This is a genomic window from Streptomyces resistomycificus, assembly GCF_001514265.1.
GTDB classification, from domain to species: domain Bacteria; phylum Actinomycetota; class Actinomycetes; order Streptomycetales; family Streptomycetaceae; genus Streptomyces; species Streptomyces resistomycificus.
The window spans coordinates 1-20519 of record NZ_KQ948994.1 but is presented as its reverse complement, the minus strand read 5'-3'; the positions used below and the strand labels follow the sequence as shown (position 1 = coordinate 20519).

At 69.7% G+C, this 20519-nt stretch carries 14 protein-coding genes; 7 read left to right on the top strand and 7 right to left on the bottom strand.

Annotation, left to right across the window (positions count from 1 at the left end; genetic code table 11):
- Positions 1–167: 167 nt before the first annotated feature.
- From AQJ84_RS23020 to AQJ84_RS22995, 6 genes are all read right to left on the bottom strand, one after another.
- Entirely contained in the window at positions 168–1028 is an 861-nt protein-coding gene (locus AQJ84_RS23020; protein ID WP_030043420.1) for an oxygenase MpaB family protein, read from the bottom strand.
- 200 nt (positions 1029–1228) lie between these two features.
- Positions 1229–2500: an ROK family transcriptional regulator gene (locus AQJ84_RS23015; protein ID WP_051870162.1), complete on the bottom strand. Its 1272-nt coding sequence runs from the start codon at positions 2498–2500 to the stop codon at positions 1229–1231.
- Between the two features lie 9 nt (positions 2501–2509).
- Complete coding sequence (locus AQJ84_RS23010) at positions 2510–5089, bottom strand: beta-galactosidase (RefSeq protein ID WP_053193042.1); 2580 nt, start codon at positions 5087–5089, stop codon at positions 2510–2512.
- Positions 5086–6021: a carbohydrate ABC transporter permease gene (locus AQJ84_RS23005; RefSeq protein ID WP_030043425.1), complete on the bottom strand. Its 936-nt coding sequence runs from the start codon at positions 6019–6021 to the stop codon at positions 5086–5088. The genes AQJ84_RS23010 and AQJ84_RS23005 overlap by 4 nt, the downstream gene beginning before the upstream one ends.
- Positions 6021–6926, bottom strand: coding sequence for a carbohydrate ABC transporter permease (locus AQJ84_RS23000; RefSeq protein WP_030043426.1), 906 nt, complete (start codon positions 6924–6926; stop codon positions 6021–6023). The genes AQJ84_RS23005 and AQJ84_RS23000 overlap by 1 nt, the downstream gene beginning before the upstream one ends.
- Positions 6927–6933: 7 nt before the next feature.
- Positions 6934–8220 carry an ABC transporter substrate-binding protein gene (locus AQJ84_RS22995; RefSeq protein ID WP_030043427.1) on the bottom strand — a complete coding sequence of 429 codons (1287 nt, stop codon included), beginning with the start codon at positions 8218–8220 and terminating at the stop codon, positions 6934–6936.
- Between the two features lie 451 nt (positions 8221–8671).
- Here AQJ84_RS22995 and AQJ84_RS22990 point away from each other — a divergent pair, with 451 nt between their 5' ends.
- From AQJ84_RS22990 to AQJ84_RS22960, 7 genes are all read left to right on the top strand, one after another.
- Positions 8672–9643, top strand: coding sequence for an aldo/keto reductase (locus AQJ84_RS22990; protein ID WP_030043428.1), 972 nt, complete (start codon positions 8672–8674; stop codon positions 9641–9643).
- A gap of 430 nt (positions 9644–10073) precedes the next feature.
- Entirely contained in the window at positions 10074–11216 is a 1143-nt protein-coding gene (locus tag AQJ84_RS22985; RefSeq protein ID WP_078632287.1) for a LacI family DNA-binding transcriptional regulator, read from the top strand.
- 356 nt (positions 11217–11572) lie between these two features.
- Positions 11573–12961, top strand: coding sequence for an ABC transporter substrate-binding protein (locus AQJ84_RS22980; protein WP_030043431.1), 1389 nt, complete (start codon positions 11573–11575; stop codon positions 12959–12961).
- A gap of 1 nt (position 12962) precedes the next feature.
- A complete protein-coding gene (locus tag AQJ84_RS22975; RefSeq protein ID WP_030043432.1) occupies positions 12963–13859 on the top strand; it encodes a carbohydrate ABC transporter permease in 897 nt (298 codons plus the stop codon).
- The gene (locus tag AQJ84_RS22970) at positions 13856–14794 is read left to right on the top strand and encodes a carbohydrate ABC transporter permease (protein ID WP_030043433.1); all 939 of its coding nucleotides are present in this window, start codon (positions 13856–13858) and stop codon (positions 14792–14794) included. The genes AQJ84_RS22975 and AQJ84_RS22970 overlap by 4 nt, the downstream gene beginning before the upstream one ends.
- 44 nt (positions 14795–14838) lie before the next feature.
- Positions 14839–16977, top strand: coding sequence for a beta-galactosidase (locus tag AQJ84_RS22965; RefSeq protein ID WP_053193044.1), 2139 nt, complete (start codon positions 14839–14841; stop codon positions 16975–16977).
- A gap of 100 nt (positions 16978–17077) precedes the next feature.
- On the top strand, positions 17078–18829 hold the full coding sequence (locus AQJ84_RS22960) for an RICIN domain-containing protein (RefSeq protein ID WP_051870163.1): 1752 nt from the start codon (positions 17078–17080) through the stop codon (positions 18827–18829).
- A 76-nt stretch (positions 18830–18905) separates the two neighbouring features.
- Here the strand turns inward: AQJ84_RS22960 and tal are convergent, their stop codons facing one another.
- Positions 18906–20465, bottom strand: a complete 1560-nt coding sequence (gene tal, locus AQJ84_RS22955; protein ID WP_310591798.1) for a transaldolase — start codon at positions 20463–20465, stop codon at positions 18906–18908.
- Positions 20466–20519: the final 54 nt, after the last annotated feature.

The following is a 20519-nucleotide window of genomic DNA, read 5'->3' as shown; positions in this document are numbered from 1 at the left end:
ACGGCACGCTCGTCCTGGACCGACCGGTAGCCGGGAAGAGCCGCACATGAAGCGGTGACGTGGCGGCACACGCCAGCCGAAACCGAACGCGCGGGCCGACGCACTCCGTCGGCCCGCGCGTTCTCGTTTTCCCGCCGGTCGGCGGAAGCCGGGCCGCATCCCCGCCCTCACGTAGGGCGTGACCGGCCCGGTGGGGTCATGGCCCAGCGGATGGTCCGGGTCAGCGCCCATCCCGTGGGACGTACGGCGAGGTCCTCGACGACCGGCACCCGGGGCAGCCACAGCATGCCGCGGGCCCAGGGCGGGAGCAGTGCGACGGCGTTCGCCGCCAGCCCGCCGTAGAAGGGGCGGAGCGCGAGGGGCAGGGGAGGCTGGAACAGCAGGAAACGGGCGGTGGACCGGGCCTCGGACGTGGCCCTGAGCTCGTGCCGGTAGGCGGCCAGGCGCTCGGACAGCTCGCGGCGGTCGCGCGGCGGGTCGCTCACCCCCAGCGCCTCGGCGACGCGCGCGGTGTCGGCGACATAGGCGTCGTAGGCGGCCGCGTCCAGCGGGCGGGCTCCGTAGCGTTCGTGGGCGCGCAGGAAGCTTTCCGCCTCGGCGACGTGCACCCAGCCGAGCAGGTGCGGATCGGCCGCGTGGTACGGCACGCCCTCGTCCGTGGTCCCCCGGATCCTCTCGTGGATGCCGCGGACGTGGTCGACCGCCCGCTGGGCGTCCTCGGCAGTGCCGTAGGTCGTCACGGCCAGGAAGGTGCTGGTGCGCTGGAGCCGGCCCCACGGGTCGCCGCGGAAACCGGAGTGCCCGGCCACCGCTGCCATCGCGAGCGGGTGCAGGGACTGCAGCAGCAGGGCGCTGAGGCCGCCGATGAACATCGAGGCGTCGCCGTGGACGGTGCGGATCGGGCGGTCGGGTCCGAACCAGCGCGGGCCGGGGGTGTCGTGGATGCGGGCCCGCGTCTCCGGCCCGTCGGGGCCCGCGACGCGGCGGAACAGGGCCTGGCCCAGCTGTTCACGGACTGTCGTCAGCACGGTCGGCCTCCCCTCTGCTGCTACCCAGTGTCCGCGATGTCCGCCCGAAACCGGGCACGCCTCCCAAAGCGTGCGTTCGTGGTCGCCGCGGCCGAGGTCATGGTGTTCACCCTGCTGCTCACCGTCCTCGGCTTCGCGTGGGTGAAGATCATGAAGAGCACCTCCGCACGCCGGTCAGCCGTGCGATGTCCCTACCCGCCTTACACGCCCTGCCCGCGCCTCGACTGGTCGATGCCGTGCTCCGGATCCGGGCGTGGCCGGGTGCCGGCCGGGCTGGCCAGGCCCAGCCGGGTGAGGAAGTCCTGCAGGGTGAAGGCCGCCATGCCCAGGGAGACGGCGTTGCCCGGTACCTGGGACGGACCGACGATGAGGCCTGCCAGTGAGCCCGGCATGACGTGGTGGACGAGTTCGTCTTGCACGGCGGGCACGAGCCATTCGGCCAGGGCGTCGGAGGTCCAGCCGGTCAGGGTGATGTGGGGGAGGTTGAGCAGGTTGACCAGGTCACCGAGTGCCGCGGCGAGGTAGCGGGCGGTGCGGTGGGCGAGTTCTGTCGGCGCGGGGTCTCCCGTCGCGAGGGCGTCGGCGACCGCTTCGACGAAGTCGCGCTGTCGCCTCTGGCGCAGCGCTGGGTGTTCCGGGTCGATCTCGGCGAGTGTCGTCCGCAGACCGGGGGCGCCGAGATACGCCTCGACGCAGCCGCGCCTACCGCAGCGGCACTGTCTGCCGTCGAACCGGAGGAGCGTGTGGCCCCATTCGCCGGCGTTGTTGGTGGTGCCGCGGACGAGTGCGCCGTCGATGGCGATGCCCGCGCCGACGCCGGTGCCGAGGTTCACGACGGCCATGCTGTCCTCGGTACGCCCGGCACCGAACCACATCTCCGACAGGACGACCGCCTTGAGCGGGTTGTCGACGTACACGGGGATCGAGAGGCTCTCCTCCAGCAGTTTCTCGACGTGGACGTCGTGCCAGTCCCAGTTGGGGGCGAAGACCGACACGCCGGCTTCGGGATGGACGTGACCCGGCATGCTGACACCGACGCCGATGACGTGCTCGCGTTCGGTCGCACCGTCCTGGACGGCCGACTCGATCGCGCGGACGATCCCGTCGACGACGTAGTCCGGGTCGTTCTCGTGCTCGTCGAGTGCCACCTCTCCGTGGCCGAGCCCTTCGAGCGCCAGGTCGTACACCGTGGCGTCGACGTAGGTCTCGGCGACGTCGACGCCGACGATGCGACCCCGGTCGGGGTTGATGGTGAGCCGCTCCTGCGGCCGCCCACCGGTGTTGCGCTCCACGGCGGCGACATGGAGCACGGCTCCGGACAGGAACTCGGTGACCAGTGTCGCCACCGTCGCCGGACTGAGGCCGGTGTGCCGCGCGAGTTCCTGACGGGTGGACGGCCCGCGCTCGAACAAGGCGTGCAGAACCTCGAAACGGTTCTCGCTGCGAAGATCCCGGGCCGTGCGCCGCGCCACCTTGCTCCCTCAGCCGTCAGGAGACTCCAGCCACAGTGTTCGGAGCTCCGCGTTGCCAGGCCCGGCGGCGCCCTTCACCAACAAGGTCAATCCGGACCATCCCGACGGGATCCATATTATGTTCGAATCTCCGCCAGAGAAGGCAGGTCGGTCACCGACCCAGACGCGTCCCACGCACTCTCCCTGCGCCCACCCGGTCACACGGATCTGTGAGCCTTCCATCCGCACCAGGTAGCCGTCGTCGGACGGCGGCACGTCGACGTCGAGCCACGCCTCCTCTCCCGGGTCCAGGGCCAGCGGCAGCTCGACGCCCTGCGCGGGGCCTCCCTCCGCCGCGAACCCGGTCAGCAGGTCGTCGTCCTGCACGGCGCACGACCAGTCCGTCACCGGTTCCAGACGCAGCAGCTCGGCCCGCAGGCCGCCGCCACTGGGGTGGTGCGGCAGCGTGATCGCGACCTGGTGGGCTCCCGCCGGCAACAGCACCCAGGGGTCCTCGGTGTGGACGGTGCGCGCCTCACCGCTGTCCACACTCACGCGCAGCGGCTCGACCACCCCCGACAGGTGCAGCGCCGACGCAGTGGACGAACGGATCTCGCGGGTGTAGGTGACGGGGAGGCCGACGCGGGTGCTGCTCCAGCCGCCGAGTGCACGGGTGGGAGCGGGCAGGCCCGCCCACTGGCCACGCACCGACCACAGGGCCGACACGTCTTCCGCCTCCCGGACCTTCCACAGCGTGCCGAGTCCGCGCAGTGCTCCGAGGTGGAGCGCCGGCAGGCGTGAGTCGTCGAAGTTGGCGTGGCCCCAGATCTCCACGACGGCCTCGACGGCGGCGGCACCGGTCGCTTCCCGGACGTCGATCCGCTGCACCGCGCCGAAGCCGGCGATCGTCGGACGGACCCGGCCGGCGACCGACAGGTCGACGATGTCGGCGGCGCCGACGAGCAGCAGTTCGTCGACGCCCGTCAGATCCGCCGTGGTGCGGTAGGTGCCGCGCCCCCGGTAGACGCCGAGCGACTCCAGGGTCGGCGGCAGCTCGTGGGTACCTGCCGGTCGCTCCGGGGCGGTGGCCGGTCGCCGCCGTACGGTGCGCACGGCGGTGGGCGGCGGCGTGTCCCGGCGGGGTGGCGCCTCGGTGAGGTGCACCGTGCCGTCGCGGTCCGTGGCCCGCAGGCGGGCGGCGTCCGGCGGAGCCAGCGCGACGAGCGTCGCTCCCCCGGCGGCCGCCGTCGTGGGGGAACCGGGCTTCGGGGCGGGGATCTCGACCCGGGTGCCGTCCACGACGACGGTGACCGGCACGTCGGAGGAGAACGTCAGCACGCCCTCCGCGGCCGCGACCAGGTCCGCGGACGCCAGGGTGAGGGTGGCGTCGACACCGTACGGCCGCAGGGGTACGTCCACGAGCATCAGCGGGCACGAGTCCGCGGCGACGGCGACCGCGACACCGTTCACGACCGCCGTGCCCGGTGCCGTGCCCAGGTGCGGTACGCCGACGAGTTGGCCGCCGCCGTCGAGGTCGAGGGCCGAGGGTGACGAGCTGGTCGGGAAGTCGGCGGTCACCGGCACGCCGGGGACCGTCGAGGTGGCGAGTGCCAGCCTCGGTCCCAGGGTGTCGATCACGCGGGCGAACACCTGAGCCTCGGTGAACTCGGGGCGTTCGGCGCCGGTGGACGAGACGTAGCCGCCGAAGTCGTAGCCGTGGCTCATGAAGTTGCCGGGCTCGCCCCAGTTGCCGGTGGAGGGTGTGAACCCGAAGTTCCAGCCGGAGGACTGCAGATAGGGCGCGATCATCGAGGCGCCGCTCGCCAGGAGCCTGCGGAGCGTCCGGTGGCGCCGGTTGGTCTCGGTGATCAGCAGCGGCAGGTCGCGCTCCGCCAGCAGCTGCGCGTAGCGCCGCACCTCGGGCTCGATGTCCGGGGAGTCGTCGTCCGGGTAGAAGTTGCAGGCCGGTACGACGCCTTGGACGTCGCCGGTCGCTCCCTCGATGTCACCCTGTCCGGCGCAGGCGATCAGCGGCACGGTGATGCCGTGGCGCAGTGCCTGGTCGCGCAGGGCGGTCAGATAGCCCGTGCGGTCCTCGCAGTCGAAGAAGTCCAGCTCGTTCTCCAACTGCACCATGATGACGGGACCGCCCGCCGGGTACTGACGGCGTGCCAGCAGTGGCAGCACCTGGTCGAACCACGCGGTGACCTGTTCGAGGAAGCGCGGTTCGTGCTGCCGTACCCGCACCTGCGGGTCGAGACCCAGCCAGGCCGGCAGCGCGCCGCCGTCCCACTCGGAGCAGATGTACGGGCCCGGCCGGGCGATGACGTACAGCCCTGTCTCCCGCGCGAGGTCCAGGAAGGCGGCGACGTCCCGCCTGTGCTCGAAGGACCAGATGCCGGGTGCCGTCTCGTGGAAGTTCCACGGCAGGTAGACGTCCACGCAGGTGTAGCCCGAGGCGCGTACCTGTTCCAGCCGGGCGCGCCACTGCTCCCGCGGCAGACGGAAGTAGAACAGCGACGCGCACAGCACGACGCGTGGACTGCCCTCGGCCCGGATGCCCCGGGCGTCGAGCTCGATGCCGCTGTCGAGGACTGTCGGACGACTCACTTGACCCCCGCGCTTCCGCCGCTGATGTCCATTTCGTACAGGTACCGCTGGCCTAGGTAGTAGACGGCGATCATCGGCAGGGTGAGCAGGATCGAGCCGACCATCACCAGGTTCCACGGTGGCGGCTGGCCCGCCACCGCTGTGGTGGTGATGTACTGCACGCCCAGCGCCAGCGGCATCTGGGACTCGTCGTTGAGGTAGATCAACGGCCCCATGAAGTCACCCCAGGAGTACGTCAGGGTGAAGATGCCGATCGCGATCAGCACCGGCCACAGCATGGGGAGCATGATGCGCCGGTAGATGCCGAAGAACCCGAGCCCGTCCACCATGGCGGCCTCGTCCAGCTGGTTCGGCAGCCGGGACACGAACTGGCGTACCAGGAAGACGTTGAAGGCGTTCGAGAAGAAGTTCGGCACGATCAGCGGCAGATAGGTGTTCACCCAGCCCAGGTCCTTGAACAGGATGAACTGCGGAATCATGGTGATCTGCGTCGGGATCATCATCGTCGCGATGACGACGAGGAACATCGCGTTCTTCCCGGGGGCCCGCAGCCGCGCGAACGCGTAGCCGACCAGACCGCTGGACACCATCTGGCCGATCACCGAACCGACCGAGATGATCAGCGAGTTGATCAGGAACCGCCCCATCGGCAGGTCGGTGCCGAAGACCTTGGTGAAGTTCCGCCACTCGAACTCGTGCGGGAGGATCGTGAACGTGTTGGTGGTCACCGTGTGGTCGCTCGCCAGCGCGATCGACACGGCGAACACCAGCGGCGTCGAGAGGATCGCCGACACCACGATCAGGGTGGCGTAGGTGAAAGGAGTCGCCCGGAACACCCTCAGGACCCGGGGCGGGCCGCTGTCGTGGCTCTCGCCCTCCTGGCGTTTGCCGCCCTCGTGCTGCGGCTCAGCGGTGGATACCACGGTCGCCATCACTTCACCTCGGTCTCGTAGAACACCCAGCGGCGGGTGGTGCGGAAGGCCAGCAGGGTGAACACCAGGATCACGGCGAACAGCAGCCACGAGATCGCCGACGCGTAGCCCATGTGGTAGTAGGAGAACGCCTGGTCGAACAGGTACGGCACCGTGGTCTGGCTCGCGTTGTAGGTGCCGGGCTGGGACGCCTTCGGGGTGAGGATGTACACCTGGGAGAAGACCTGGAACGCCGCGATCAGCCCCATCACCAGGTTGAAGAAGATGACCGGGGTCAGCTGGGGGACCGTGATGCTCCAGAACTGCCGCACCGGGCCGGCGCCGTCGATCTCGGCCGCCTCGTACAGCTCCCGCGGGATGCCCTTCATGGCCGCGAGGAGCAGGACGGTCGCGCTGCCGGCGCTCCACACCGACAGCAGGATCAGCGCGTACTTCACCCAGCTCGGGTCGAGCAGCCACTGCGGCCCGGAGATGCCGGCCCACCCGAGCGCGTCGTTGAGCGGACCCGACGGGGCGAGTACCACCCGGAAGGCCATCGACGCGGCGACCAGGGGCACCAGCGTGGGCAGGTAGATCAGGGTGCGGAACAGCTTGCGGGCGCGGACCTGCTTGTTGAGCAGGTTCGCCAGCCACAGTCCGACCAGCAGTCCGAGCGGGACGGAGATCGCCGCGTAGTGGAGGGTGTTCCCGAGGGCCTTCCAGAACACGGGGTCCTCGGTCAGCAGCTTGACGTAGTTGTCCAGGCCGACCCACTTGGGCGGGGTGAAGGAGTCCCAGTCCGTCATCGAGAGGTAGATCGACGAGATCATCGGTCCGAGCAGGAACGCGAGGAACCCGATCACCCACGGCGAGACGAAGAGGTAGAACCAGAGCGCCTCACGGCGCCGTTGCTTCGACATGGCCATGGGGCGGTCATCCAGCGGACTTGATGATGGACTCGAGGTTCTTCTGCAACGCGGTGAGCGCGGTCTTGGCGCTCCTCTCCTTGCCGAGCCAGAAGTCGGCCGTCGCGGTGTCGATCGCCGCGAGCATCTCGTTCCACTCGGGGATGAAGGGCGCCTTGAAGAGGAACTCGCTGGACTCGGCGAACACGCCCATGTTCACGGGGGTCTTCATCCACGCCGGCTTGAGGAACGCGTCGCTCTGCTGCACCTCGAGGTTGGCCGGCACGTCCTGACCGGTGGCGATGATCTGCTGCTGGGCCTCGGGCGAGGTGAGGAAGTCGATCGCCTTGAACGCGTTCTTCGGGTTCTTCGCCGTACGGGAGATGGCGAGGCCGCTGCCGAAGGAGGCCACGGCCTGCTTCTCGCCGCGCCACATCGGCGCGATGTCCCACTCGAACTTGGTGTCCGTGAGACCGGCGATGGCCCAGAAGCCGGTGGCGTTGACCGCGACCGTGCCGTTGGCGAAGGCCTGGTCGCCGCCGACGTCGGTACCCATGTCGGCGTACTGCGCCTTCGTCGGCACCACACCGTGCTTGAAGACCAGGTCACCCGCCCACTGCAGCGCCTCGACGACCTCGTCGCTGTCCGCCGTCGGCCTGCCGTCGGCGTCGATGATGGCGCCGCCGTTCTGGTACGCGAAGCTCCACCACTGGGGCCACCAGCCCGCGCCACCGTAGCCCCACGTCTTGCCCTTGGCCGTCAGCTCCTTGAAGGCGTCCAGGGCGTCGTCCCAGGTCCACTCGGCCGTCGGCGCCTTGATGCCCTTCGAGTCGAACAGGGTCTTGTTGTAGTAGACGATCATCGCGCCGGAGCGGTCCGGTATCGCGTAGACCTTGTCCTCGTACGAGTAGAGCGACCCGATCGGCCCGAACCGCTTCGACAGGTCCAGTCCCGCGCCCTTGGCGAGGTCGTCGAGGGGCATCAGCTGGTTCTTGCTCGAGTAGACGTTGACGTTCTCCGCGACCTGCATGATGTCCGGGCCCTTGCCGCCCGCGATCATCGTCTGCACCTTCTGCGGGTACGAGTCCGACGGGATGAGCTGGAGCTTGACCTTCAGGTCGGGGTACTTCTTCACCAGCAGGTCGATGCGCTTCTGGTACGTCGCCCGGTCGGTCTCCCCGCCCCACACCGTCATCACGAGGGGGTCGTCGTCCGAACCCGCGCCGGACCCGCATGCGGTGAGCGTGATGACGCCCGCCGCGACTCCCAGACCAAGAAAACCGCGACGAGAAAACTGCGCTCTGTCAAGCGTCATGGCACTGCCCTTCCCTGAAGTGTGCACACGCCGTGGAGGTCACCCGACGATCGGCTCGGGCTTCGAATGGCCGTTAAACTAACCCTCGTTTTAAGACACCGACAACCCCCTGTTTCGCACACGTTTCAACAGGCACTCCCGCCACGCGACGGCACGGAAGCGGACATCTTCTATGTCATCCCAGGTGGGGTGGATGCCACGTGAAGCCAAGTGTCGACAACTGGAGACCGGAATTCCGACGCCCCACACCGCGCGGCGGCTGGGTGCGCGCGGCCGGCTCGTGACAACGCACGATGTGCCGCGCGGGCTCCTGCTCGAAAGTTTCGGTACCGGTGTGACGTGGTGGTCCGCAAGCCAACGTCGGTAGCGTCAGGCGGGCGGGTCGTCGTGCCGGAAGGCGCAGGTGAGGCGACCTGGCCATGGGTCGTCGCCAAGGGAGTCCGAACAGCACATGCGTTATCGCGAACTCGGCCGTACAGGGCTGACCGTGTCCGAGATCGGCTACGGGGCCTGGGGGCTCGGCCAGGGCGCCTGGGTCGGCGCCGACGACGACTCCGGGGTGCGCGCGCTGCACCGTGCCGTCGACCTGGGCGTCACCTTCGTCGACACCGCCAGGGCGTACGACCGCAGTGAGCGCGTCGTAGGCCGCGCGCTGAGGGAACTGCCGGGCGGCGGTGACGGCGTGCACGTGGCGACGAAGGTCGGACCGAAAATTCCCGTCTCCCTCGCGCCCAGCGGGCTCGACCCCATGGAGGCGTTCCCCGGCTCGCACCTGCGCGAGAGCCTGGAGACCAGCCTCCGCGAGCTCGGCCGCGACCACGTCGACCTGCTCCAGCTGCACACCTGGGAGGACGAGTGGACCGGGCGCGGTGACTGGCTGGAGACGGTGGACGCCCTCAAACGGGAGGGGAAGATCAGGTTCTTCGGAATCTCCGTCAAGGACCACCAGCCCGAGAACGTGCTCACCGTGCTGCGCACCGGAGTTCTGGACGCGGTCCAGGTCATCTACAACATCTTCGAGCAGGCGCCGTCCGACGCCTTGCTGCCCGCCTGCGAGGAGCACGGCGTAGGGGTGATCGGGCGGGTCGCGCTCGACGAGGGGGCCCTGACGGGCTCGATCCGCGCGGGTGTCACCTTCCCCGAGGGAGACTGGCGCCGCTGGTACTTCAGGGACGATCGGCCCGCCCGGGTCGAGGAGCGCGTGGACGCCCTCGCCGCCGATCTGGGTATCGGCGTCGACGAGCTCGCGTCCACCGCGCTGCGGTTCTCCCTCGCCGGTCGGGCGGTGTCCACGGTCATCGTCGGGATGAGGTCACTGGCGAACGTGGAACGCAACGCGGCGGTCACCGACGCACCGGCGCTGACCGCTGACGAACTCTCGCTGCTGGCCAAGCACCGCTGGCAGAAGAACTTCTACAGCTGATCCGCCGGGCTCGGGCTACGTTCGTCTCCGCCGGGACCGCCAACGGGGTGGGCTCGGCGTCGGTGGGCGCGGGCCTCGGACCGCCGGTCGCAGGCCTCGGGCCATGGGTCGCGGGCCTCGGACCGCCGGTCGCAGGCCTCGGACCGCCGGTCGCAGGCCTCGGGCCATGGGTCGCGGGCCTCGGGCCGCGTGGGCCGTGGGCCGCGCGGGCCGCCGATCGGACGCGTCCTCGTCCAGCTTGCTCACCACTCGTTCGGTGATCTCGGCCCACTCGCACTGCCGGCCGCCCGGGAGGTGCGCGCCTCGCCGCATGCACGGATCTGTTCCGAACTCTTGACGGCCACCCTATGACTGCGTAGACATGACTGCGTAGTCAGCCACGGGGAGTCTGACATCATCGGGCTCTACCGTGCGGCGATCCGGAGGCACCATGACACGAGAGACAGGGCGGGGCCGGAGTGCGGCCACGCCGCGCAGCGTGGACGTGGCCCGCCTGGCCGGGGTTTCGCAGAAGACGGTGTCCAGGGTGTTCAACGACGAGCCGTACGTCTCCGCCGACGTACGCCGACGTGTCCTCGACGCCGCCGAACAGCTCGGATACCGGCGCAACAACGCCGCCCGGGCGCTGGCTTCCGGGCGGACCCGCTCGATCGGCGTCGTGTCGCTCGGCACGGCTCTGTACGGCCCCGCCTCCCTGCTCATAGGGGTGGAACGGGTGGTCCGGGACACGGGCTACGCGCTACGCGTGGTCAACACGATGGAGGGCGATCCGGCGGGCGTCGCCGGCGCCGTGGACTCGCTCCTCGATCAGGGCGTGGACGGCATCGTCATCTCCGAACCCATCGACGAGGCGGATGCCGACGGACAGGCATCCCTCCGCGCCGACGTGCCGGTTCTCGTCCTCGGCGCACCCTCGCCGGTCACCGCACCCACCGTGCTGACCGCTGGGGACGGTGCCGACCTGATGGCCCGCACGGCCACCCAACACCTGCTGGACCTGGGTCATGTGACGGTTCATCACCTGGCGGGTCCGCACCGGTGGTACGCCGCCCGGGACCGTCTGGACGGGTGGCGCACGACGCTGACCGCCCAGGGGCGGGACACACCTCCGGTCGTCGAGGGCGACTGGTCGGCCGCGTCCGGATACCGCGCGGGGCGCGAACTGGCCGAGGACGGTGACGTCACCGCTGTCTTCGCCGCCAACGACGACATGGCGATCGGCCTGATCCGTGCGCTGGCGGAGGCAGGACGGCGCGTGCCGGAGGACGTGAGCGTCGTCGGCTTCGACGACATCCCGGTCGCCGCCTATGTGACGCCTCCGCTGACCACGGTGCGGCAGCCGTTCGACGCCGTGGCGCAGGAGGGGCTCAAGCGTCTGGTGCACACCATCGAGAATCCCGACGCGGACCCCCTGCCCCCGAGCGACCCACCGGTCGACCTCATCGTCCGCAGCTCCACCGCGCCCCCGCCGTGCCGGACGCCCCCGGCACGCGGGCGTCGCACCGCCTCCCGTTCCGACGGGGGCACGCACCGTCCGTCCTCGCCGAACGGAGGCCAGTCCACCCAGGGTTGAACAGCACTTGTCGGTCCGGGCAGCAGGAACACGGCGGCTGCGTGACCCGGAACGAGCCGCCGTACCGGTCACGTCCACGCTCTCCCGTACGCCCCCGTCAGTAGGGGCGGCGAAGCGACACCCATGAACACGCGACACCCTTGAACGCGGCGGGCCGTGATCCACGTCCCTGGCTCTGATCCACGTGCCGGGCCCTGATCCACGTCCCCACGCTCGTGCCCGCACCACCTTCACCGGATGGTCCGACCACGTCGGCTACAAGCCTCGGTCGTCACCCCCGCGCCTTCCCACCATGCCTCCGCACGCCCTCGCCAGGCGTGTCTTCCCCTTCCCTTCGCCACCGGCGGGAGTCCACCATGCGCACTTCCACGTCCCTGCCCGTCCCCTCCCCCATGAGCCGTCGACTGTTCCTCACCGCGACCGGCGCCCTGTCACTGGGAGCCGCCCTCACCGCGTGCGGCGGCGACTCCGGCGTTTCCTCCGCAGCCACCAAGCCGGTCAGCCAGGCCGACATCGACAAGGCGATGAAGACGCCCACCGAGCTGACGTTCTGGACCTGGGTCCCGAACATCGCCAAGGAGGTCGCGCTCTTCGAGAAGAGGTACCCGGCCGTCAAGGTCAAGATCGTCAACGCCGGCCAGGGCACGCCGCAGTACACCAAGTTGCGCACCGCGCTCAAGGCCGGCAGCGGCGCCCCCGACATGGTGCAGATCGAGTACCAGGCCATCCCGACCTTCACGATCACCAACAGCCTGCTGGACCTGCGGCCCTACGGTGCCTCCGCGCTCAAGGACCAGTTCGTCGACTGGACCTGGGGTCAGGTCAGCGGCGGCGACGGCGAGGTCTGGGCGATCCCCCAGGACACCGGCCCGATGGGCATGCTGTACCGGAAGGACATCTTCGACAAGCACGGGATCGAAGTGCCAGGAACCTGGGACGAGTTCGCCGAGGCCGCCCGCAAGCTCCACAGGGCCGACCCCGACGTCTATCTGACCAACCTCGCGGCCAACCAGCCCGCCGCCTGGCACGGCCTGCAGTGGCAGGCGGGCGCCAAGCCCTATGTGACCTCAGGCAAGAGCGACATCACCATCAGCGTCGACGACGCCGTCTCCAGGAAGCTCGGCGAGTACTGGGGCGGACTCGCGAAGGAGGGGGTCATCGGGGTCGAGCCGGACTTCACCGACGCCTGGTACACCGCCCTCAACAAGGGCAAGTACGCCACCTGGATCACCGCCGCCTGGGGCCCGGTCTTCCTCTCCGGCTCCGCCAAGGCCACCGCGGGCAAATGGCGGGCGGCCCCCCTGCCGCAGTGGGACGCGGCCAAGCCGAGCTCGGGCAACTGGGGCGGCTCGACCACCGCGGTCATCCGCTCGACCAAGAACCCCATCGCGGCAGCCGAGTTCGCGAAGTTCCTCAACACCGACCCGGCCAGCGCGAAGATGTTCGCCACCGAGCAGTTCTTCTTCCCGGCGACCAAGTCCCTGCTCACGGACCCCGAGTTCGTCGGACAGACACCGTCGTTCTACGGCGGCCAGAAGGTCAACCAACTGTTCGCCGACATCGGCACCACGGTCAACTCCTCCTTCCAGTGGCCGCCGTTCCTCGACCAGGCGGCGACCGACTGGACCGAGACGGTCGGCAAGTCCCTCGCCGACAGGACCGACACCGTCCGCGCGCTCGGCACCTGGCAGTCGCGGCTGACCACGTACGCCGAGGGCCAGGGCTTCACCGTCAAGGGGAGCTGAGATGGCTGCCACCACCGCGACCTTGGCCAAGGGGAGACGCCGTGCGGCAGGGCCGCTGTTCGTCGCACCGTTCATGGTGCTGTTCCTCCTGCTCTTCCTCACGCCGCTCGGCTACGCCGCCTACCTCAGCCTGTTCCAGGAACGCCTCGTCGGCGGCACGGCGTTCGTCGGACTGGACAACTACGTCAAGGCCGTCCAGGACCCCCTGCTCATCCAAGGCGTCGGACGCGTCGCGCTGTTCTTCGTGATCCAGGTCCCGGTGATGCTCCTGCTGGCGCTGGTGTTCGCGCTCGCGCTCGACAGCGGTCTGCTGCGGCTCGCCCGGGTGATCCGGCTGGGCATCTTCGTGCCGTACGCCGTGCCGAGTGTGGTCGCCGCGCTCATGTGGGGCTATCTGTACGGTCCGGACTTCGGCCCCTTCGCCCAGCTGAGCCGGGCGCTGGACCTGCCGGTGCCCGGCTTCCTCAGCGAGGGCTGGATGCTCGCCAGTCTGGCGAACATCGTGACCTGGGAGTTCGTCGGCTACAACATGATCATTCTGTACGCCGCCCTGCGCACCATCCCCCAGGAGCTGTACGAGGCGGCCTCGATGGACGGGGCCGGCGCCTGGCGGACCGCGTGGTCGGTGAAACTCCCGGCGCTCAAACCCGCGTTGATGCTCACCCTGCTGTTCTCCGTCATCGGCAGCTTCCAGCTGTTCAACGAACCCAACCTGCTGATGAAGGTCGCCCCGGACGTCATCAGCAGCTCGTACACCGCCAACCTCTACGCCTATTCCCTCGCCTTCACCGGCCAGCAGGTCAACTACGCGGCCACGGTGTCCTTCCTCCTCGGCCTCGTCATCGTGATCGCCTCCTACGCCATCCTGCTCACCGCGAACCGCAGGAGGACCCCGTGACGACCACCGCCCCTCCCCCGGCGGCCACGAGCACCTCGCCGAAGGAGCGCAGGCCCGCGACCCTCCGCCGGCGCACGCCGTCCTCCCGGCGCCGCAGCACCCCGCTGACCATCGCCATGCTGGCCGCCCTCGCCTACTTCCTCCTCCCCCTGTTCTGGCTGCTGATCGCCTCGACCAAGAGCACCCAGGACCTGTTCAACAGCTTCGGCCTGTGGTTCTCGCACGCCCCGCAGCTGCTGACGAACGTCAAGGAGACGTTCGCCCAGGACGACGGGGTCTTCGTGCACTGGCTGCTCAACACGGTGATGTACGCCGTCGTGAGCGCCATCGGTGCGGCCCTGCTCGCGGCCGCGGCCGGGTACGGCTTCGCCAAGTTCCGCTTCCGCGGCGACCGGGCCGCCTTCAACCTCGTCCTCGGCGCCGTCATGGTCCCGACCACCGCCCTGGCGATCCCGACCTACCTGCTCTTCGCCGAGGCGGGCCTCGTCAACACCCCCTGGGCGATCATCCTGCCCTCCCTGGTCAACCCGTTCGGTCTCTACCTCATGCGCGTCTACGCGCAGGACGCCGTCCCCGACAGCATCCTGGAGGCGGCCCGCATCGACGGCGCCGGAGAAGCCCGGATCTTCTTCACGATCGCCCTGCGACTGCTGGCGCCGGGCCTGGTGACCGTCCTGCTGTTCACCCTCGTGGCGACCTGGAACAACTACTTCCTGCCGCTGATCATGCTCAACGACCCGGAGCTGTACCCGATCACGGTCGGGCTCTCCTCCTGGGCCGCGCAGGCCCAGAACGGCGGGGCCGGGACCAGCAGCGACATGCTCGCGCTCGTCGTGACCGGTTCCCTGATCTCGATCCTGCCCCTCGTCGCCGCCTTCCTCCTGCTCCAGCGGTACTGGCAGAGCGGCCTGGCCGCAGGCGGCGTCAAGCAGTAGGGCACACAGCCCTCTTCACTCCCCCTTCTCCGGAGGTTCCTTTCATGGCGGCTCTGCCTGCCCGCGTCCTCTTCGGCGCCGCGTACTACCACGAGTACACGCCCACCTACGACCCGGATCCACAGCCCGACGAACGGCTGAAGACCGACCTCGACCTGATGGCCGAAGCGAACTTCACCGTGATCCGGGTCGGCGAGTCGGTCTGGTCGACCTGGGAGCCTGAGAACGGGAAGTTCGACCTCGACTGGCTGCAGCCGGTCCTCGACGGCGCCCACGAACGCGGCATCTCCGTCGTCCTCGGGACACCGACGTACGCGGTGCCGCCGTGGCTGGCCCGCCAGTACCCGGAGATCACGGGCGAGCGGCGGAGCGGTGAACGCATCGGCTGGGGCGCCCGCCAGGAAGTCGACTTCACCCACCCCGCGTTCCGGTTCCACGCCGAACGGATCATCCGCAAGATCGTCGCCCGGTACGCCGACCACCCCTCGGTCATCGGATTCCAGGTCGATAACGAGCCCGGCAACGAACTCCTCCACAACCACGGCGTGTTCCAGCGTTTCGTCGACCACCTGCGCGCCAGGTACGGCGACGTCGAGACCCTCAACCGCGAGTGGGGGCTGGTCTACTGGTCTCACCGCCTGTCGACCTGGGCCGACCTGTGGACGCCGGACGGCAACGTCCAGCCCCAGTACGACGTCGCCTGGAGGGAGTTCCAGGCCCGTCAGGTCACCGAGTTCATCGCCTGGCAGGCCGACATCGTCCGCGAGTACGCCGGCCCGGAGCAGTTCGTCACCACCTGCATCTCCTACACCCGCCCCGCGGTCGAGGACGACGAACTGACCGACGGTCTCGACATCGCCTCCGGCAATCCTTACTACGACATGCAGGACGGCCTCCTGCTCCCCGACCCCACACCTGACGACCACGAGCAGAAATGGAAGACCACCGGCGTCTGGTCCCTCTACCAGACCGCCGACTGGATGTTCTCCTCCCGCCAGCAACCCTTCCTCGTCACGGAGACCAACGCCGGTTCCATCGGCGAACCGTGGCACAACCGTCCCGCCTACGACGGCCAGTGGCGGCAGGCCGCCTGGGCGCTCGTGGCACGTGGCGCCCGCATGATCGAGTACTGGCACTGGCACACGCTGCACTTCGGCGCGGAGACCTACTGGGGCGGCGTCCTGCCGCACACCGGTCGGCCGGGCCGCACGTACGCCGAACTCGCCCGGCTGGGCGCCGAGTTCGAAGCGGCCGGCCCGCTCGTCGCCGGGCTCGAACCGGACGCCGACATCACGATGGTGTACTCGACGCCGAGCAAGTGGCTCATGCAGAAGTACCCGCCGCTCGCGACCCCTGACGGTGAGCCCGACCCCACCGCCTACCACCGCCTCTTCGACCCCTTCTACCGTGGCGCCTTCGACGCCGGACGCCAGGTACGCATCGTCCACGCCCGCCAGTTGCACGATCCGCGCGGGGAGAGGGAGGGCCTGTCGGCGGAGGAGGCCGTCCGCCGCCACCCCGTCCTCGTCGTCCCGGCGCTGTACATGGCCGCCGACTCCATGCTCGACTGGCTCGCGGCCTACGCGGAGGCGGGCGGGCACCTGGTGCTCGGCCCGCGCACCGGTTACGCCGACCACGAGGCCAGGGCCCGGCACGAAGCGGCGCCCGGACGTCTCACCGAGGCCGCGGGCGTCGCGTACGACGAGTTCAGCAACCTCGTACGGGAAGTCCCCGTGCGGTCCGCGCCGGGCGGCCCGCTCGACCTGCCCGAGGGTGCGACGGCGACCCGCTGGGTGGACGGCCTCACCGTAACCGACGCCGACGTACTCGCCGGCTACGACCACCCGCACTTCGGCCGCTGGCCCGCCGTCACCACCCGCCGCCACGGCGCGGGCCGCGTCACCTGTGTCGGCACCGTCCCCGGCCGCGACCTCGCCCGGGCGCTGGCCGCCTGGATGGCACCGGCCGCCCGCGGCGCCTGGCAGGACCTCCCGACGTCCGTCACCGCGACCTCGGGCACCTCCCCCGACGGACGCCGCGTCCACATCGTCCACAACTGGAGCTGGGAACCGGCGCGCGTACCCGCGCCGGTGGACCTCTCCGACGCCCTGAACGGCATGTCCTACCCCGCGGGCACGGCGCTGGAGCTCGGCGCCTGGGACGTCCGCGTGTTCGTGTCCTGATCCATCCCCGGTGAGCATCACCGGGGTCCATCCCCGAGGAGGGGCTGTGCACAGAAGAAGGCTGGGACAGACGCTGGGAACCTTCGCCGCGGCATCCGCGATGCTGGCGATCCCGATGACCAGCGCCCAGGCGTACAACCCGACGGGCGGGATCCTCTACCAGCTCGGCAGCGAACCGTGTCTGAAAGGGCGGGGCAACTGCGCGGTCTACCCGAAGTCGGCGCAGCTGCCGAGCGGGCGTCTGGTCGCGTCGTTCGAGAGGTCCACGGTCGTGTCCGCGACGGGCAGCGCCGACAGACAGACGCTCCCCGTCCACAAGAGTGACGACCTCGGAACGACGTGGCAGTCGCTGTCCGAGGTCAAGGCTCCGGCGTACCTGTCCACCGACCCCAAGTACGCCAAGTACACGAGCAACTGGACGAACCCGTACCTCTACACACTGCCGCAGGACGTCGGGAACCTGAAGCAGGGGACGCTGCTCCTGGCGAGTGTCGTGTCGGGCGACGACTACTACTACAAGGAGCACAAGGCAGCCGACCCGAACTGGACGCCGTCCAACGACGGCGACCGCAAGGACCTGGCGATCGCGCTGTACTCCAGTACCGACGAAGGCGCGACGTGGAAGGTCCTCAACGTCGTCGCGACGGGCGGCTGGCAGGGCGGCAGCGCCGGGGCGACCGGTCAGAACATCGCCAACGCGAACACCGGCAGGCAGGTGGATCCCCTGTGGGAGCCGTACCTGATGGTCTACAAGGGCAAGCTCGTCTGTTACTACTCCGACGAGAACGACTACACCGGCTTCGATCCGGCGACCGGTGTCCCGACACCGGATCCCGCGAACGGCACCGCCAAGGACTCGCTCGGCCAGATCCTCGTCCACAAGACCTGGGACGGTCGCAGCGCGGCGTGGAGCGCTCCCGTCGTCGACCTCGCGGGTTTGAACCAGGACATGGGCGGCGGCAAGACGGAGATCGGCGGCGGGCGGCCGGGGATGACGAACGTCGTCCGGACGACGGACGGCAAGTGGCTTCTCACCTACGAGTACTGGGGCGGCGGAGCCAACACCAGATACCGGATCGCCGACAGCCCGTTGGAGTTCTACCGAGGCTCCCCCACCGGCGAGTCCGTCACCTCGCTGCCGGTCGCCGCGGGCTCCCGCACGCTCGCGACCGGCGGCAGTCCGGTGATCATCAGGCTGCCCGGCGGGGGCCTCGTCTACAACGCCGCCGGCAGCGGCAACGTCTGGGTCAACGAGAGCGGACGCGGCGACGGTGTCTGGAAGGAGTACCAGACGACCTCGTCGGCCGGCTACAGCCGCAACCTGCAGTACGTGGAAGGCACCGGCCGCATCGCGATCCTCAACAACCAGGGCACCTCGACGCTCAGGTTCGCCGAGGTGGACCTCGGCCACTCGGACGGCCCCTACCACCAGTTGGTCAACCGGAAGACCGACCAGGTCATCGGCACCGGGAACAAGACCAACGACGCGAACATCGGCAACGGAGACGTTCCCGACGTCCGCCTGGAGGAGCCCGGTTCGGCGGCGAACCCGGACACCCAGTACTGGCATGTGGTGACCGCGCCGCAGGGCGGTGTGACGCTGCTGAACAAGTCGGGTGGCCGCGCGGCGGCCATCTGGACCGGCAACGCGACGGCCGGCCAGCGCATCGGCCAGTGGGTCGACGACAGTTCCACCGGCAGCTGGAACCTCGTCAGGACCGACGACGGGTTCTACAGACTGCAGGCGGTCAAGAACACCGGCCTGTACCTGACCGGTGCCTCGGACGGGGCGCCGCTGACCCTGCAGAACGCGGCCACGGACGGCTCGCAGGACTGGGAGCTCGTCCGGTAGGCCCTGGCTGTGCGGAGGGACCGGCCGCCGCGCTCGTCGCCGACGGCCCCACCGGGGCGGGGCCGTCGGCGGCCGGTCACGCCCGCCTGCGGTCGTCGCGCGGCCGGGCCCCCCGCACGGCACTCAGCAGGGTGTCCCAGGACTCCTGGAACCTGCGGATGCCCTCCGTTTCGAGGGCGTTCACGACAACGGCGTACGGGATGCCCAGTTCCGCGACGGCGTCGAGATCGGCGCGGGACTGCTCGTAGGTGCCGGCGATGGTGTTGCCCGTGATCTCACCGTGGTCGGCGACGGCTTCCAGCGTCGCCTCGGGCATGGTGTTGACAGTGCCCGGTGCGACCAGCCCGGTGACGTACATCGTGTCCTGGTACGCCTTGTTCTTCACTCCGGTGGAAGCCCACAGGGGACGCTGCCTGTTGGCGCCGGCGTTCTCCAGTGCCGACCAGCGGCCGGCGGCGACGAACTCCTCGTACGCCTGATAGGCGAGGCGGGCGTTGGCGAGGGCGGCCTTGCCGCGCAGGGCCTTGGCCTCGGGCGTGCCGAGCGCGTCGAGCCGCTTGTCGATCTCGGCGTCGAGACGGGAGACGAAGAAGGAGGCCACCGAGTGGATCCCGGACAGGTCCAGGCCGTTGGCCCGCGCTCTTTCGAGACCCGTCAGGTATGCGTCCATGACCTCGCGGTATCGCGTCAGCGAGAAGATCAGCGTGACGTTGACGCTGATGCCCAGTCCGACGACCTCGGTGATGGCCTCGATGCCCGCCCGGGTGGCCGGGATCTTGATCAGCACGTTGGGGCGGTCGATCAACCAGGCGAGGTGCCTGGCCTCGGCGACCGTCGCTTCCGTACCGTGCGCGAACCTGGGGTCGACCTCGATGGAGACCCACCCGTCCCGGCCGCCGGTGACGTCGAACGTCGGCCGCAGGATGTCGGCGGCGTCGCGTACGTCCGCCGCGGTGATCATGCGGACCGCCTCGGCGACCGTCACCCCGCGCAGGGCCATCTCGTGCAGTTGGTCGGCATAGTCGCCACCGTCACCGATCGCCTGCTGGAAGATCGTCGGGTTGGTGGTGACGCCCACGACGCGCTGCCGTGCCACGAGTTCGGCGAGGTTGCCGGACGTGATCCGCCGTCGGGACAGGTCATCCAGCCAGATCGCGACGCCCTGCTCGGAGAGACGCCCGAGCCTGTCGTCCGGCTCGGGAGACACGTCCTGTCCGGCGGTGAGGCAGTCCCGGGCGGCGGCGGCCACGTTCTCGGCGGTGAAGCCGAACTCGCGGAAGAGCACCTTGCCGTCGGCCGAAGCACCGAAGTGCTCCAGGGAGACGATGCGACCGGCGTCACCCACGTACTTGTGCCAGGTGAGACCGATACCGGCCTCGACCGCGACGCGCGCCTTGACCGCCGGCGGCAGGACACTGTCCCGGTAGTCCCGGTCCTGCTCCTCGAACCACTCCACGGACGGCATGGAGACGACCCGGGTCCGGACGCCCTCGGCCTGGAGCTGCGCCCGGGCCGCCACTGCCGGCTCGATCTCCGAACCGGTGGCGATCAGCAGCACCTGCGGCTCGCCGCCCTCGGCCTCGAACAGGACGTAACCGCCCTTGGCCGCGTCGGGGTTGGGGGCGTAGGTCGGCACGCCCTGGCGGGTCAGTGCCAGGCCGTGCGGAGCGGGGTTCGTGGCGTGTCGCCT